The following is a 15791-nucleotide window of genomic DNA, read 5'->3' as shown; positions in this document are numbered from 1 at the left end:
ATGCATCGGCGCCAGTTGCTATAAATAACAAAGCAGTCCATGAAGATTTTCCGCGGCATCAATCATCCCGGCCTGGCCCCGGCCTGCGCTGTGACCATTGGCAATTTTGATGGTGTACACCGGGGACATCAAGCCATGCTCGGCCTGCTCAAGGCCGAGGCCGCCCAGCGCGGCATCCCCAGCTGCGCCATGACCTTCGAGCCGCACCCGCGCGACTACTTTGCCCAGAAGCTGGGCAAGCCGGAACTGGCGCCTGCCCGCGTGGGCACGCTGCGCGACAAGCTCAGCCAGCTCGAGGTCTGCGGCGTCGATCAGGTCGTGATCCTGCCCTTCAACCAGGCCCTGGCCAGCCAGAGTCCCGAGGACTTCATTCAGGACGTGCTGATCTCGGGCCTGGGCGCCAAGTACGTGCTGGTGGGCGACGACTTCCGCTTTGGCTCCAAACGCGCCGGCGATTACGCCATGCTGGACAACGCCGGCCAGGCCCTGGGCTTTGATGTGGCCCGCATGAACAGCTATGAAGTCCATGGGCTGCGCGTCTCCAGCACGGCCGTGCGCGAGGCCCTGGCCGCCGGCGACATGCAGCAGGCCGCCAAGCTGCTGGGCCACCCCTACCGCATCTCGGGCCATGTGGTGCATGGCCGCAAGCTGGGCCGCAAACTGGCCGAATCAATGAGCGGAGCCGAGGACGGCTTTCGCACGCTGAATCTGCGTTTCGACCACTGGAAACCTGCCGCCAGCGGCATTTTTGCCGTGCTGGTGCATGGTCTGACGGACAAGCCGCTGCAGGGCGTGGCCAACCTGGGCGTGCGCCCTTCGCTGGACCCCAACGACATCAACGGCGGCCGGGTGCTGCTGGAGACCCACTGTTTCGATTGGCCCGCCCAACTGGGTGGAGAAGGTGCCTACGGTAAAATCATCCGCGTGGAACTTCTGCACAAACTGCACGACGAGCTGAAGTATGACAGTCTCGATGCCCTGACGGTCGGCATCGCCAAGGACTGCGATGACGCGCGCGCGTTTTTCGCCTCGGCCCACATACCGTCTCACACCTCGTCGCACACAGAGACCCGTCGCCAGACCACGCGCGACCGAATTTGAAGCTCGCTGCTCGCACGTCCCAGGCGCAGCAGCGCACTGGCGCTCACCTCACCATTCACGCCCAGGCAGAACTGCCCGGGCACCGCATTGCTTTCAAGGTTTCCCATGTCTGATTCGAAGTCCAACAAGCCCGAAGCGTCCGCTTACCGCGCCACGCTGAACATGCCCGACACCCCTTTCCCCATGCGCGGCGACCTGCCCAAGCGCGAACCCGCCTGGGCCAAGGAATGGGATGACCAAGGCATCTACAAGAAGCTGCGTGACGCCCGCAGCGGCGCGCCCAAGTTCATCCTGCACGACGGCCCTCCGTACGCCAATGGCAAGCTGCACATCGGCCATGCGGTGAACAAGATCCTCAAGGACATGATCGTCAAGAGCCGCCAGCTCGAAGGCTTCGACGCGCTCTACGCACCAGGCTGGGACTGCCACGGCCTGCCCATCGAGAACGCCATCGAAAAGCTGCATGGCCGCAACCTGCCGCGCGACGAAATGCAGGCCAAGAGCCGCGCCTTTGCCGCCGAGCAGATCGAGCAGCAGATGGTGGACTTCAAGCGCCTGGGCGTGCTCGGCGACTGGGATCACCCCTACAAGACCATGAACTACGCCAACGAGGCCGCCGAGCTGCGTGCCTTGAAGAAGGTGATGGAGCGTGGCTTTGTCTACCGCGGCCTCAAGCCCGTTTACTGGTGCTTTGACTGCGCCTCCTCGCTGGCCGAGTTCGAGATCGAATACGCCGACAAGCAAAGCCAGACCCTGGACGTGATGTTCCCCGCTGCCGAGCCTGCCAAACTGGCCGCAGCATTCGGCCTGGACAAGCTCGACAAGGAAGCCTTCATCGTCATCTGGACGACAACGGCCTGGACGATTCCCGCCAACCAGGCGCTGAACGTCAACCCCGATCTGGAATACAGCCTGGTGGAGACCGAGCGCGGTCTGCTGATCGTGGCCTCCGCCCTGGTCGAGAAATGCCTGGCCCGCTGGAAGCTGGAGGGCCGCGTGCTCGCCACCGCCAAGGGCGAGAAGCTCGACCACATGCCCTTCAAGCACCCTCTGGCCCATGTGGACAAGGGCTTTGACCGCATCTCGCCCGTGTACCTGGCCGAATACGCCACCGCCGACGACGGTACTGGTATCGTGCACTCGGCCCCTGCCTATGGCGTGGACGACTTCAACAGCTGCATGTCCAACGGCATGGACTACAAGCAGATCCTGAACCCCGTGCAGGGCAACGGCGTATACGCGGCCGACCTGCCCATGTTCGGCGGCCAGCATATCTGGAAGGCCGTGCCCGTCATCCTCGACGCCCTGAAGGTCGCGGGCCGCCTGATGGACACCACCACCATCAGCCACAGCTATCCGCACTGCTGGCGCCACAAGACGCCCGTCATCTATCGCGCTGCCGCCCAGTGGTTCATCCGCATGGACGAAGGCGAAGGCGTGTTCACCGATCCCGCGCAAAAGCCCGAGAAGACCCTGCGCCAGATCGCGCTGGACGCCATCGAGCAGACCAACTTCTACCCGCAAAACGGCCAGGACCGCCTGCGCGCGATGATCGCCGGCCGTCCCGACTGGTGCATCTCGCGCCAGCGCTCGTGGGGCGTGCCCATCCCCTTCTTCCTGCATGTGGACACGGGCGCTCTGCACCCCCGCACCATGGAGATCATCGACCAGGCGGCCGCCATGATCGAGCAGGGCGGCATCGAGGCCTGGAGCCGCGTCAGCACCGAAGATATCCTGGGCGCCGAAGAGGCCAAGAGCTATACCAAGAGCACCGACATTCTGGAGGTGTGGTTCGACTCGGGCTCCACCTTCTGGCATGTGCTGCGCGGCACCCACCCCGAGCACCACCACGACCACGGCCCCGAGGCCGATCTGTACCTGGAAGGCCACGACCAGCACCGCGGCTGGTTCCACAGCTCGCTGCTGCTGGCTTCGGCCATCTTCGGCCGCGCGCCCTATCGCGGCCTGCTGACCCACGGCTTCACCGTGGACGGCCAGGGCAAGAAGATGTCCAAGTCGCTGGGCAACACCGTGGCCCCGCAGGACGTGTCGAGCAAGATGGGTGCGGAAATCATCCGCCTGTGGGTGGCCTCGACCGACTACTCGGGCGACCTGGGCATCGACGACAAGATCCTAGCCCGCGTGGTGGACGCCTATCGCCGCATCCGCAACACGCTGCGCTTCCTGCTGGCCAACACCAGCGACTTCGACGCGAGCAAGGATGCCGTGGCCTATGGCGAGATGCTGGAGATCGACCAGTTCGCGCTGGCGCGCTCGGCCCAGCTGCAGCAGGAGATCCTGGCCCACTACAAGGTCTACGAATTCCACCCCGTGGTCGCCAAGCTGCAGCTGTTCTGCTCCGAAGACCTGGGCGGCTTCTACCTGGACGTGCTCAAGGACCGCCTCTACACCAGCGCCCCCAAGAGCCTGGCACGCCGCTCGGCCCAGACCGCGCTCTACCAGATCACCCAGGCGCTGCTGCGCTGGATGTCGCCCTTCCTGTCGTTCACGGCCGAGGAAGCCTGGAAGATCGTGGGCCACAGCGAATCCATCTTCCTGGAGAAGTTCACCGAGCTGCCCGCCGGCGACGAAGGCCTGCTGGCCAAGTGGACGCGCCTGTGCGAGATCCGCAACCAGGTCAACAAGGACATCGAAGTGGTGCGCACCACCGGCGCCGTGGGTTCATCTTTGCAGGCCGAAGTCACGCTCACGGCCGAGCCCGAGGACCTGGCCCTGCTGCAAAGCCTCAAGGACGATCTGAAGTTCGTCTTCATCACCTCGGCAGCGACTGCCGTGGCCGGCGATGCCCTGACCACCACCGTGAAGGCCAGCGAGCACGCCAAGTGCGAGCGCTGCTGGCATTACCGTGAAGACGTGGGCGTGAACCCCGAGCACCCCTCGATCTGCGGCCGCTGCGACAGCAATCTGCACGGCACGGGCGAAGTCCGCACCAAGGCTTGAGTCTTAAAAAAGTGAGCTGCCAGCGTATGCTGGCAGCCATTTTCAGCATTTATTTTTGCTGAAATCCTTTTGAATCAAGCGCTAACCGCTATCAAAAAACCTTAGCAAAGAGCTGCCATGAGCAACACCCAGACCTCCTCCGCAGGCCTTGGCCGTATCTGGCCCTGGCTGCTGTGGGCGCTTGTCATCATCGGCGTGGATCAGGTCACCAAGCAGATGATTCTGAGCCACTACCAGTATGGGGACTGGACTCCCATCACCAGCTTCTTCAACATCGTGCGCGCGCACAACACGGGCGCCGCCTTCTCCTTCCTTGCGGGCGGCAGCGGCTGGCAGCGCTGGCTGTTCGTGGCCATAGGCGTGATTGCCACCGTGCTCATCGTCTGGCAGCTGCGCAAGCACCCTGGCGAGAAGATGTTCTGCCTGTCGCTGTCCAGCATTCTGGGCGGGGCTATCGGCAATGTGGTGGACCGCCTGCAACACGGCTATGTGGTGGACTTCCTGGACTTCTACTGGGGCAGCAGCCACTTTCCGGCCTTCAACGTGGCCGACATGGGCATCACGCTGGGCGCCATACTGCTGATCCTGGATGAGGTTTTGCGCGCAAAACGCGCCAAGAACCAGAGCGTGTAAGCGCCAGTCGCTTTCCATCGGCAAGGCCCGCTGCCTCTCTAGCAGACAGCGGGCCTTGCTTATTCCGCCCCGCTCCAGCCGGATTCGGCCGACTCGTAGACGGGCTCGGCAGCACCTTCAGGCATATCGCGCCGAATATGGCTGCCCGCAGACAAGATGATGCCGCCCCGGACCGCGGACTGAACCAGCGTGATGTGCGTCAACTGTTCTTGCTCGGCCATCTGCTGTGCCTGCCGCTGATCGATCCATGCAATCTGCGCCGGCCCGAGCAGCGTGGAGATGGACAGCAATACCGCCACCACCCATTGCCAGATGCGCAGCGGCCGCCTGGGCTTGCCGCGCCGCAAATGCCACAGCCGCCACGGCTGCCAGCAACATCAAAAGAAAGCCCACCGCAGCAGCACCGGGCATGGCAGGAATCATGATCCCGCCTTTTTAATAGCATCGAACGCAATACCGATATACGGAAAACTCGGTCGCCTCTGAAATCTCATCCGTAGAAACGATGTTTCGAATAATTCGTTTTTGTTCTATTGTGTTCCTTATTCCGCACTTATTTGTGCGTGAAGAGTGAGCCATCGGGGCAGACCGGCCTCACTCAGGGGTATATTAGGTCGCTCCTTCGCGGGCAGAACATGAAGCATTTATTGAATCTTTTAGCAGCCATTGCCCTCTTGATCTGGGGCTCTCAGATGGTTCGCACCGGCGTTCTGCAGGTCTTCGGCGCAAACCTGCGCAACATTCTCGCCCGCAGCATGAGCAACCGTTTCTCGGCAGCGCTTTCCGGCATGGGCGTCACGGCCCTGGTGCAATCAAGTACGGCCACCTCGCTGATGACCTCGTCCTTTGTAGGCCAGGGTCTGATCACCCTGCCCTCGGCCCTGGCCGTGATGCGCGGTGCCGATGTCGGCACGGCTTTGATGGCCGTGCTGTTCTCTACCGATCTTTCCTGGCTGTCGCCGCTGTTCATCTTTGTCGGCGTGGTGCTCTATATCTCGCGCAAGGACTCCAAGCCCGGTCGTATCGGCCGCGTGCTCATCGGCCTGGGCCTGATGCTGCTGGCCCTGCGCCTGGTGGTGGAGGCCACCGAGCCCCTGCTGCAGGCCCCTGCCGTGCGCACCCTGCTGGCCTCGGTCAGCAGCGATCTGTTCATGGAATTGCTGCTGGGCGCGGTACTGGCCGTGCTGGCCTACTCCAGCCTGGCCGTGGTGCTGCTGATTGCGGCCATGGCCAGCTCCGGCGCCATTCCTCTGGATGTGGCTCTGGGCCTGACCCTGGGCGCCAATCTGGGCAGCGGCCTGGTCGCGGCGCTCACCACCGCCAAATCGGCGGTGGAGGAGCGCCAGGTCACCATAGGCAATCTGCTGTTCAAGATCATGGGCGTGGCCATCGTCGCGCCCTTTATCGGGCTGTGGTCGCAGTACGCCCAGCCCTATCTGCCCAACGCCGGCCAGAACGTGGTGATGTTCCATCTGGCGTTCAATGTCTTCAACAGCCTGTGCTTCATCGGCCTGACCCAACTCGTGGCCCGCTGGGTGACCGCCATGCTGCCCAAGCCCGAGGAAGAAAGTGCGGCCAAGCTGCTGCGCCCACGCCACCTGGACCCCTCGGCCCTGTCCACCCCTTCGCTGGCCATCACCTGCGCCGTGCGCGAGTCACTGCATCAGGCCGACGTGGTGGAGTCCATGCTGATCGGCCTGCAAAAAGTGGCTGAAACCGACGATGCCAAGCTCTCCGAGGAAGTGCGCCACCTGGAAGGCACAGTGGACGATCTGTACTCGGCCATCAAGTACTACATGACCAAGATCTCGCGCGCCGAACTCGACGAGCGCGAAGGTCAGCGCTGGACGGAAATCATCAGCTTCACCATCAATATGGAGCAGATCGGCGACATCATCGAGCGCGTGCTGCTGGATCTGGAAGACAAGAAGATCAAGAAGGGCCGCCAGTTCTCGGCCGCCGGAAAACAGGAAATTCACGAGCTGACCCAGCATCTGCTGGACAATCTGCGCCTGGCCATGAGCGTCTTCCTCAACGGCAATGTGCGCGAGGCGCAAAAGCTGCTCGAGGAAAAAGCGCGCTTTCGCGATCTGGAACTGGCCTACTCGGCCACCCATCTGGAGCGCCTGTCGCAGCACACGGTTTCGAGCATAGAGACCAGCTCCCTGCATATCGACATGATCAGCGACCTCAAGCGCATCAACTCGCTGCTGTGCTCGGTGGCCTACCCGATTCTCGAGCAGGCCGGAGCCCTGGCGCCCAGCCGGCTCAAGTCCACCGCACTGGAGAACCAGCGCTAGCTGCTCTGCCGCCCTACCACCCCATGTAGGCGGCAAGCACCAGGGAGGCCTCGGGGGTGAAACGCCCCTGCAGCATCCAGCCCTGGACCTCGGTCAGCTCCAGCCGCTCGAAACGCTGTACCTCGCCATCCTGATTCACAGGCTGCAGCGCGTCGGGCACCAGGGCCGAGAACCAGTCTATGCGCTCGACCATATAGCCCTGTCCCTCTGCTTCGTCGCTGGGTCTTGCGAACATCACATTTCCGCCGTGCCGAAGCTCGCCGAGTTCTGCCACATGCAGACCGGCCTCCTCCCAGGTTTCACGCGCCAGCGCCTCGGCCAGGCCATCTGCCGCCGAGACCATGCCGCCCATCAAGGTATCCCACATGCCGGGGTTGTTGGCCTTGTCCTCCGAGCGCTGCTGCACCCAGATCAAGCCATCCGCGCAAACGCCCACCAGATGCACGGCTCTGGTGGCAATGCCCAGCGGCCGCACGGCACCACGCTCGACGGTGGCCAGTTGCCGGCCCTCGGCATTGCAGACCGCCAGTTGTTCGTTGCGCCAGGCACCGGCAAGACCGGCGCTGCGCATGGCCTGTGCCAGCCGGTTCAGCTTGTCCGTCGCCCCGCCCTGACCTTCCAGCCGCCATTGCCCGGCCAGCAGCCTCAGCGCTATTCCGTGCGCAGCCAGCAGATCGGCCCCCAGCTTGGGCGCAAAGTCTTCCTCGATACTGCCGATCTGCTGATCATCAATGCACAGCGGCTGGCGCGGGCGCAGAGGCTGCCTGCCGGCCATGGCCTGCTGTGACTGCAGCCATTGCTGCTGGAGCGACGTGGTTTGCTGCTTCATGAAAAATCTCCCATGCACTGCATTGTGCTCAGCTTCGCAAAACGGGAAGGCTTGCATCACTATTGATGCTCGCCAGTTTGGCGGCAACAGCCGCTGGCGCAGGGCGCTGCAGGTCCGGAGGCCAGCTGCCGCGCGTTACAGTGACAACCCATGAATTCCCCCCTGAAACCCGCCACGGTCGCCATGCTCAGCCTGGCTCCGGCACTTTGGGCCGGCAATGCCATCGTGGGCCGCCTCGCTCACGATCTGATCTCGCCCTTTGCACTCAACTTCCTGCGCTGGTGCATCGCCTTTGTGCTGCTGTTGCCGCTGGCATGGCGGGTGCTGCGCAAAGACAGTCCGATCTGGCCGCTGTGGCGGCAGTACATGCTGCTGGGACTGCTTGGCATAGGCTGCTACAACGCCTTGCTGTACTTGGCGCTCAAGACCTCGACCCCGCTGAACGTGACGCTGGTGAGCTCGAGCATGCCGGTCTGGATGCTGGCCATAGGCCGGCTGTGCTGGGGCATTCGCATCAGCCGCCGGCAGATGGGCGGGGCTTTGCTGTCGGTGCTGGGCGTGGCGGTGGTGATGTCGCGCGGCGACTGGCAGACGCTGCTTGCTATGCGCTTTGTGCCCGGCGACCTGTTCATGGTGCTGGCGACGATTGCCTGGGCCTTCTACACCTGGCTGCTGTCGCGCAGCACCGGCCCCCAGGAAGTGAAATCGCACTGGGCCAGCTTTCTGCTCGCACAGATCGTTTTCGGCCTGCTCTGGTCCGGCCTTTTCACGGGCGGCGAAGCCTTGCTGGGCGAGTTCCGCCTGGTGCCGGGCTGGCCGCTGCTGGGCAGCCTGCTGTTCATCGCCGTGGGCCCGGCCATTCTGGCCTATCGCTTCTGGGGCATGGGCGTGCAGCGCGCCACGCCCGCCATTGCGGGCTTCTTCGGCAATCTGATCCCGCTGTTCACGGCCCTGCTGTCGATTCCCGTGCTCGGCGAAACCCCGCACCTCTACCACGCGCTTGCGTTTGCGCTGATCGTGACCGGCATCGTCGTATCATCCCGCAAATAAGCGGCTTCCCACCCAGACAAAAGCCCCGCATTGCGGGGCTTTGTCGTTTCAGCACTCGATCACGGATCAGTAAGTGCCGGGATACAGACCGCCGTCGGGCAGGATGTTCTGGCCCGTCATATAGCCGGCCTGGCGGCTGCACAGGAAGGCACAGATGGCGCCGAACTCTTCGGCCGTGCCAAAGCGCTTGGCAGGGATCTGGGCAGCCTGGGCCTGGCGCACGGCATCCAGGTCCTGGCCGCTCTTGTTGGCCGCGGCCTGATGGGTTGCCACCAGACGGTCGGTGTCGAACTTGCCGGGCAGTATGCTGTTGATGGTGACGCCCTTGGCGGCGATGCCCGAACGCGCCAGGCCGGCCACAAAGCCCGTCAGTCCGCTGCGTGCACCGTTGGACAGGCCCAGGATGTCGATGGGCGCCTTGACCGCGCTCGAGGTGATGTTGACGATGCGACCGAAGCCACGCGCAGCCATGCCATCCACCGTAGCCTTGATCAGCTCGATGGGGGTCAGCATATTGGCGTCCACCGCCTTGATCCAGGCCTCACGATCCCAGGTGCGGAAGTCGCCAGGAGGCGGGCCACCGGCGTTGGTCACGACGATGTCGTAGTCCTTGCCCGGGCCGCCGGCGGCCTCGAACACTGCGGTGCGGCCTTCTGGCGTGGTGATGTCTGCGGCGACACCGATGACCTTGATCTGAGGAGCAATGGCTTGCAGCTTCTGCACGGCCAGCTGCAATGCCTCTGCGTTTCTGGCGTTGATGACCAGATTCACTCCCTCTTCGGCCAGAGCCTTGGCACAGCCAAAACCCAAACCCTTGCTGGCGCCGCAGACCAGAGCCCAGCGCCCGGCGATACCAAAGTCCATGTCAGTGTCCTTTCACACAGTTTCCAAGCCGGACAAACTGCCCGACGCTATCAAAATCAATAACTGCTAGAGCTTTATCAGAAAGCGCTGGCATCCAATTTCATGCTCAATGACTGCGACCATGAAACAGCTTGTGGTGCAGCCTGCGCAGCGACCACCAGACGCCCAGTGCCACAACCGGAATGGCCACGGCCGCCGTCGACTCGGGCGACCAGGGCCAGCCCAGCTTCTGCCCGCCCTTGGCCAGATAGCTGATCAGGCCGGTGATGTAGTAGGTGATTGCCGCGACCGACAGGCCTTCCACCGTGGACTGCAGCTTGAGCTGGGTGCCCTGGCGGTCGTTCATCGTGCCCAGCAGCTGCTGGCTGCTTTGCTGCTGCTCGATCTCGACGCGCGTGCGCAACAGACTGCTGACACGGGAGACTCTCTCGGACAGCGCATTCTGACGGCGTGTCGCCCATTCGCAGGTGGCGCGCGCAGGTGTAAGTCGCCGGTCCATGAATTCACGGATGGTCTGGATGCCATCCACCCGCGTCTCCTGAATTTCCTGAATACGCCTGTCTACCAGCTCGAAATAGGCGGAACTGGCCGAAAAGCGCGAATGCGTGGCCGCATATTCGCTCTCCACCTGGCCGGCCAAGCGGGTCAGTCGGTCCAGCAGCGCCGGTTCGGTGTCGCGGTCGGCAGCGCGAATGGCATTGGCCAGCTCGGCCAGTTCACGCTCGGCCGTGGCCAGCACGGCTGCAGCCTTGCGTGCGGCGGGCAGGCCCAGCAGCGCCGCCATGCGATAGGTCTCGATCTCCAGCACGCGCTGCACCAGACGGCCCAGGCGGCGCGGGGACAGATCGACACCGGCGAGCAGCAGCATGCGCGAGAAGCCGTCAGGGTGAATCGCAAAGTCGGTAAAGATGGCCCCCGCACCGCCGGAGACGCGCGAGCCGACCAGGGTATCGGCCTGCAACATATGACGCATCAGATATTGCGGGTCCACATCCTGCTCGTTCAGCGCCCACAGATGCAGACTGCTCAGGCACTGCCCTGGCAGGGTTGCCAGCCAGTCGCGCGGAACGGCGTCGATGGCTGTCTCGGGCTCGCGCACATCGGCCACGCCGGCTTGGGCCATGGGCGTGGTGAAGGTCCAGGCCACGAACTCGGTGTGCTGCTCCCAACGCAGGCGAAACGCCCCCAGGTCGATCAGCACGTGGGTGGTTGCCGCATCGGGCAGAGGGCGATGGTGGTTGCGCAGCAGGGCCGCCACATGTTCGCGACTGGCTTCACGCTGCGCCGCATCGGTGAGCATCACGATATGCGTGATGGCCAGAGGGGCCTGCATGATTTCCGCAGGACGGGCATGAATTTCGTTGTGCAGCAAGACCCGCTGAGGGTGCTGCGCGGGCAATAAAGACAAGGCCATGCAATCTTTCGAATAACTGCAGCTATTTTGCCGCCCTAATCCATAGTCCCAGAAACAAAGGTCCTCATATAAAAAAAGCGGCCCCGGAAGGGCCGCTTTAACGATGATCAGCGATCAGGTTGACGATCAGTCTTCCACGAAAGCTTCCTCACGCTTGTTCTTCACTGCGGGCATCAGCACGATCACCAGCAGCACCACGGCGGCAGCCAGCAGGCAGGCGGAGATGGGACGCGTCACGAACACGGACCAGTCACCACGCGACAGCAGCAGGGCACGGCGCAGGTTTTCTTCCATCATCGGGCCCAGGATGAAGCCCAGCAGCAGAGGAGCAGGTTCGGTACCCAGCTTGTGGAACACATAGCCGATGAAGCCGAAGATACCCACCATCCACACGTCCCATGCGTTGTTGTTGGTACCGTACACGCCGATAGCACAGAACAACACGATGGACGGGAACAGCCAGCGGTAAGGCACGGTCAGCAGCTTGATCCAGACACCGATCAGCGGCAGGTTCAAGATGATCAGCATCAGGTTGCCAATCCACATGGAGGCGATCAGACCCCAGAACAGTTCTGGGTTGCTGGTCATCACCTGAGGACCGGGCTGGATGTTGTGAATCGTCATGGCACCTACCATCAGCGCCATCACGGCGTTGGGAGGGATACCCAGGGTCAGCAGAGGAATGAACGATGTCTGCGAACCGGCGTTGTTGGCCGACTCGGGAGCGCACACGCCACGGATATTGCCTTGACCGAAAGGAACTTCGCCGGGCTTCAGCTTGGTCTTCTTTTCGATGGTGTAGGCAGCAAAGGCCGACAGCATTGCACCGCCACCGGGCAGGATACCCAGGGCCGAACCCAGGGCCGTGCCGCGCAGCATGGCAGGAATCATGCGCTTGAAGTCTTCGCCTGTGGGCATCAGACCGGTCACCTTGGCGGCGAACACTTCGCGCTCGTCGTCGGGCTTGGACAGGTTGGCAATGATTTCGCCGTAACCGAACACACCCATGGCGATCACGACGAAGTCAATGCCGTCGGTCAGTTCAGGAATGTCGAAGCTGTAACGAGCCACGCCGGAGTTCACGTCGGTACCGACCATGCCCAGCAGCAGACCCAGCACAATCATCGCGATCGCCTTGAGCAGCGAGCCGGAGGCCAGCACCACGGCACCAATCAGACCCAGGGTCATCAGCGAGAAGTACTCGGCAGGGCCGAACTTGAAAGCGACTTCGGTCAGTGGAGGAGCAAAGGCAGCCAGGATGACGGTGCCCACGCAGCCTGCGAAGAAGGAGCCGATACCGGCCGCTGCCAACGCAGGGCCTGCTCGACCTTTTCGCGCCATCTGGTAGCCGTCGATCACGGTCACCACCGACGAGGATTCACCTGGCAGGTTCACCAAAATGGCGGTGGTGGAGCCACCGTACTGGGCACCGTAGTAAATACCAGCCAGCATGATCAGCGCCGCCACAGGGGGCAGGGCGTAAGTGGCGGGCAGCAGCATGGCGATGGTCGCCACTGGGCCAATGCCTGGCAGCACACCGATCAGCGTACCGAGCAGACAGCCCACAAAGCAGTAGATCAGGTTCTGGAACGTGAAAGCCACGCCAAAACCCGTCGACAAGTTCTGAATCAGATCCATGGACGATGCTCCTGATTAGCCAGCGATGAAGCTAGGCCACACGGGGAACTGCAGATTCAGCGCCCACACGAAAGCGAAATAGCTGCCCACGGCCAGGATGGTGGCCAGGACTGCTGTTTCCTTGAGGTTGAAAGTCTGACCTGCCAGGCTGGCGATGAAGACCAGCGCGTAAATGGCGATGATCAGACCGAACTGAGGGATACCCACAGCAGGCACGCCCACCAACAAGATGCCGAAGGCAAAGTTGGCTGCCAGGATGAAGAACACTGGCTTCCAGGCCCACTTGCCGATCTTGTCACCACCTTCGGGGCCCTTGGTCAGGCCGCCGATGCAGATGGCTGCACCCAGGATGGCCATGAGCACACCCAGAATCAGAGGGAAGTAACCTGGACCCATGCGGGCACCGGTGCCAATGGTGTAGTTGGATGCGCCGATCGCAAATGCGAGACCGACGACCAAGAACATCAGACCGGAGAAAAAGTCTTTTTGGCTCTTGATTTTCACAAAACGTCTCCTTACGGAAATCACGACTTGGCGATTCTCGTTTCATAGAAATGCCAAATTGATGTGGATTCCACCTACAGAGGGCATACCCTAATGCCGACGCTTTGTACACATTTACCGCATTCAACCCAGGCCAATGCCGACCTTCTCTTACTGCACCAAACCAGAAGCAAGCACCAACACACAGCCTTTCAGATTTCGCTCATCAGCGGCGTGCAGGCCAGCACCTCGGGCAAGGTGGTCACGCCCTCGGCAACGCGCAAAGCCCCGGCCAGGCGCAGAGGGCGCATGCCGTCCTGCACGGCCTGACGGCGCAGAACGTCCATCGACGGGGCATCGTGAATCTGCTTCTTGAGGGCCTCGGTCACCATCAGCAACTCGTACAGACCCATGCGGCCGCGGTAGCCTGTCATGCGGCAGTCCTCACAGCCCACGGGCTTGTAGGGCTGGTAGCTGCCGGTCAGTTTCCAGGGCTTGACCGATTCGGCCAGATCCTCGGGCTTTGCGTCTTCATCGCGCACCTTGCAGCTGGAGCACAGCGTGCGCACCAGACGCTGGGCCAGCACGCCCAGCAAGGTGGCGTTGATCAGATAGGAGGGCACGCCCAGCTCCATCAGGCGGCTGACGGCGCTGGGTGCATCGTTGGTGTGCAGCGTGGAGAAGACCAGGTGGCCGGTCAGTGCGGCCTGCACCGCCATCTCGGCAGTGGCCAGATCGCGAATCTCGCCCACCATGATGATGTCCGGGTCCTGACGCATCAGCGCACGCAGGCCTTCGGTGAAGCCGAAGTCGAGCTGGGGCTGAACCTGGGTCTGATTGAAGCTGGGCTCGATCATTTCGATGGGGTCTTCCACCGTGCTGACATTGACCTCCTCGGTCGCCACACGCTTGAGCGTGGAGTACAGCGTGGTGGTCTTGCCCGATCCCGTGGGGCCGGTGACCAGAATGATGCCGTGCGGGCGCTTGACCAGATCTTCCCAGCGCTGCGCGTCATGGGCACTGAAGCCCAGCGCATCCAGGTTCTTGACCGTGTTCTCCGGGTCGAAGATGCGCATCACCATCTTCTCGCCAAAGGCCGTGGGCAAGGTGGACAAGCGCATTTCCACTTCCTCGCCGCGCGGGTTGCGCGTCTTGATGCGGCCATCCAGCGGGCGGCGCTTTTCCACCACATCCATGCGCCCCAGCAGCTTGACGCGCGCCACCATGGCATTCAGCACGCCCATGGGCATCTGATAGACCGGATGCAGCACGCCGTCGATGCGAAAGCGGATCACGCCCTGCTCGCGCCTGGGCTCCAGATGAATGTCGCTGGCCCGCTGGTCAAAGGCATACTGCCACAGCCAGTCCACCACGCGTACCACGCCCTGGTCGTTGGCATCGAGCTGCTTGTTGCTTTTGCCCAGCTCCACCAGTTGTTCAAAACTGGCGCCGCCGGTCGCGCCACCGGCTTTCTCCGCCGCACGCACAGACTTGGCCAGGGCGAAGAACTCTGCCGTATAGCGCTTGATATCCTGCGGATTGGCCACCACGCAGCGCACGCTGCGGCGTGCCTGCCGCTCCACCTCGCTCACCCAGTCGCTGATGAAGGGCTCGGCCGTGGCAATCACCACCTCCTTGGCCGTCACCTGCACGGGCAGCACCTTGTGGCGCTCGGCGTAGCTGGCGCTCATGACCTCACCCACGCGGCCCACATCCACGCGCAGCGGATCGATGCGCAGATAGGCCAGACCGCTGCGCTGTGCCAGATACTGGGTCAGGGTCTCCAGATCCAGCGGCTGACGCGTCTGGGCGCTGACAACACCGACATTGGCAAGCCGCACCAGCGGCAGCTGCGCGCTCTCCGCAGCCGAGCAGCGTGCAACCGTGCGCTCGGCCTCCTGCGCCGTGATCACAGCGTCTTCCTGCAACCATTGCACCAGCTTGCGCCAGTCCAGCGGTCCCTGGTATTGAGCAGGCTTGATGGACTGGGACAGAAGGGATTCAGTCAATGACATGGGCGGCAGTGGCAACAAAACTGCCTTGACTGTACCGCCATCGGCCCACGCTCCTGACTAGGACGATACAAAGCAGGTGGACGATGGCATTCATCTCTGATGCAGCTCAGGCGTATTCGTCCAGCAGTCCGCCCAGGCCACCCTGGCCCGGATTGCCGCGACTTCTGCTCTGCACCTGCTCATCCCGCTTTTGCTGGACTGCCTCGGTCCCACGCTGGCCAGCCTGCTGGGCTTGCTGTGCCTGCTGGTTCTGCAAGGCCTCTATCTGGGCCTGCAACATCTGGATCTTGGCCTGCAGCAGCTGCGCCTGCTGCTCCTTGGTTTTGGCATCAGCGTCGCTGTTGGCAACTTCCTTGAGTTCGTTGGTGGCATCCTTGATCTGCTTTTGCAGCTGCTGGATACGCGATGCAATGCCGCCCCCCGAAGTGGCTGAACCGGCAGAACTGGAGGAGATGGCACTGATCGTCATGTCCATATCATCGGCAGAAAACCGCCACCATCAA

13 protein-coding genes are annotated in these 15791 nt (G+C 62.7%); 5 read left to right on the top strand and 8 right to left on the bottom strand.

Annotation, left to right across the window (positions count from 1 at the left end; genetic code table 11):
* Positions 1–39: 39 nt before the first annotated feature.
* From JAO85_RS03740 to lspA, 3 genes are all read left to right on the top strand, one after another.
* Positions 40–1101, top strand: a complete 1062-nt coding sequence (locus tag JAO85_RS03740; protein ID WP_012837179.1) for a bifunctional riboflavin kinase/FAD synthetase — start codon at positions 40–42, stop codon at positions 1099–1101.
* Between the two features lie 105 nt (positions 1102–1206).
* Positions 1207–4062, top strand: coding sequence for an isoleucine--tRNA ligase (gene ileS, locus JAO85_RS03735; RefSeq protein WP_039049840.1), 2856 nt, complete (start codon positions 1207–1209; stop codon positions 4060–4062).
* 117 nt (positions 4063–4179) lie between these two features.
* Positions 4180–4695 carry a signal peptidase II gene (gene lspA / locus JAO85_RS03730; RefSeq protein ID WP_012837177.1) on the top strand — a complete coding sequence of 172 codons (516 nt, stop codon included), beginning with the start codon at positions 4180–4182 and terminating at the stop codon, positions 4693–4695.
* A gap of 59 nt (positions 4696–4754) precedes the next feature.
* Here the strand turns inward: lspA and JAO85_RS03725 are convergent, their stop codons facing one another.
* Complete coding sequence (locus JAO85_RS03725; RefSeq protein ID WP_052263582.1) at positions 4755–5042, bottom strand: hypothetical protein; 288 nt, start codon at positions 5040–5042, stop codon at positions 4755–4757.
* Between the two features lie 288 nt (positions 5043–5330).
* Between JAO85_RS03725 and JAO85_RS03720 the strand changes: the two genes are divergently transcribed.
* On the top strand, positions 5331–6995 hold the full coding sequence (locus JAO85_RS03720) for a Na/Pi cotransporter family protein (RefSeq protein ID WP_012837175.1): 1665 nt from the start codon (positions 5331–5333) through the stop codon (positions 6993–6995).
* Between the two features lie 13 nt (positions 6996–7008).
* Here the strand turns inward: JAO85_RS03720 and JAO85_RS03715 are convergent, their stop codons facing one another.
* Positions 7009–7824 carry a DUF4743 domain-containing protein gene (locus tag JAO85_RS03715; RefSeq protein WP_202787535.1) on the bottom strand — a complete coding sequence of 272 codons (816 nt, stop codon included), beginning with the start codon at positions 7822–7824 and terminating at the stop codon, positions 7009–7011.
* 150 nt (positions 7825–7974) lie between these two features.
* On the opposite strand from JAO85_RS03715, the gene JAO85_RS03710 reads away from it, so the two are divergent.
* Entirely contained in the window at positions 7975–8874 is a 900-nt protein-coding gene (locus JAO85_RS03710; RefSeq protein ID WP_087865177.1) for a DMT family transporter, read from the top strand.
* Positions 8875–8940: 66 nt separating this feature from the next.
* Here JAO85_RS03710 and JAO85_RS03705 read toward each other — a convergent pair whose 3' ends face one another.
* The 6 genes from JAO85_RS03705 to JAO85_RS03680 all read right to left on the bottom strand — a co-directional run bounded on the left by JAO85_RS03705 (position 8941) and on the right by JAO85_RS03680 (position 15757).
* Positions 8941–9738: an SDR family oxidoreductase gene (locus JAO85_RS03705; protein WP_039049839.1), complete on the bottom strand. Its 798-nt coding sequence runs from the start codon at positions 9736–9738 to the stop codon at positions 8941–8943.
* A gap of 106 nt (positions 9739–9844) precedes the next feature.
* On the bottom strand, positions 9845–11152 hold the full coding sequence (locus JAO85_RS03700; protein WP_202787534.1) for a DUF3422 family protein: 1308 nt from the start codon (positions 11150–11152) through the stop codon (positions 9845–9847).
* 126 nt (positions 11153–11278) lie between these two features.
* Positions 11279–12790 (bottom strand): tripartite tricarboxylate transporter permease, encoded by a 1512-nt coding sequence (locus JAO85_RS03695; protein ID WP_012837170.1) that lies wholly within the window; start codon positions 12788–12790, stop codon positions 11279–11281.
* 15 nt (positions 12791–12805) lie between these two features.
* Positions 12806–13294: a tripartite tricarboxylate transporter TctB family protein gene (locus JAO85_RS03690; RefSeq protein ID WP_012837169.1), complete on the bottom strand. Its 489-nt coding sequence runs from the start codon at positions 13292–13294 to the stop codon at positions 12806–12808.
* A 191-nt stretch (positions 13295–13485) separates the two neighbouring features.
* Entirely contained in the window at positions 13486–15288 is a 1803-nt protein-coding gene (locus JAO85_RS03685) for a GspE/PulE family protein (RefSeq protein ID WP_039049838.1), read from the bottom strand.
* Positions 15289–15394: 106 nt separating this feature from the next.
* Positions 15395–15757, bottom strand: a complete 363-nt coding sequence (locus tag JAO85_RS03680; protein ID WP_039049866.1) for a FlxA-like family protein — start codon at positions 15755–15757, stop codon at positions 15395–15397.
* Between the last annotated feature and the right edge of the window lie 34 nt (positions 15758–15791).

The sequence above is a fragment of the Comamonas sp. NyZ500 genome, from assembly GCF_016772095.1.
Classification (GTDB): Bacteria; Pseudomonadota; Gammaproteobacteria; order Burkholderiales; family Burkholderiaceae_C; genus Comamonas; species Comamonas thiooxydans.
This window is presented reverse-complemented; position numbering and strand designations above follow the sequence as displayed.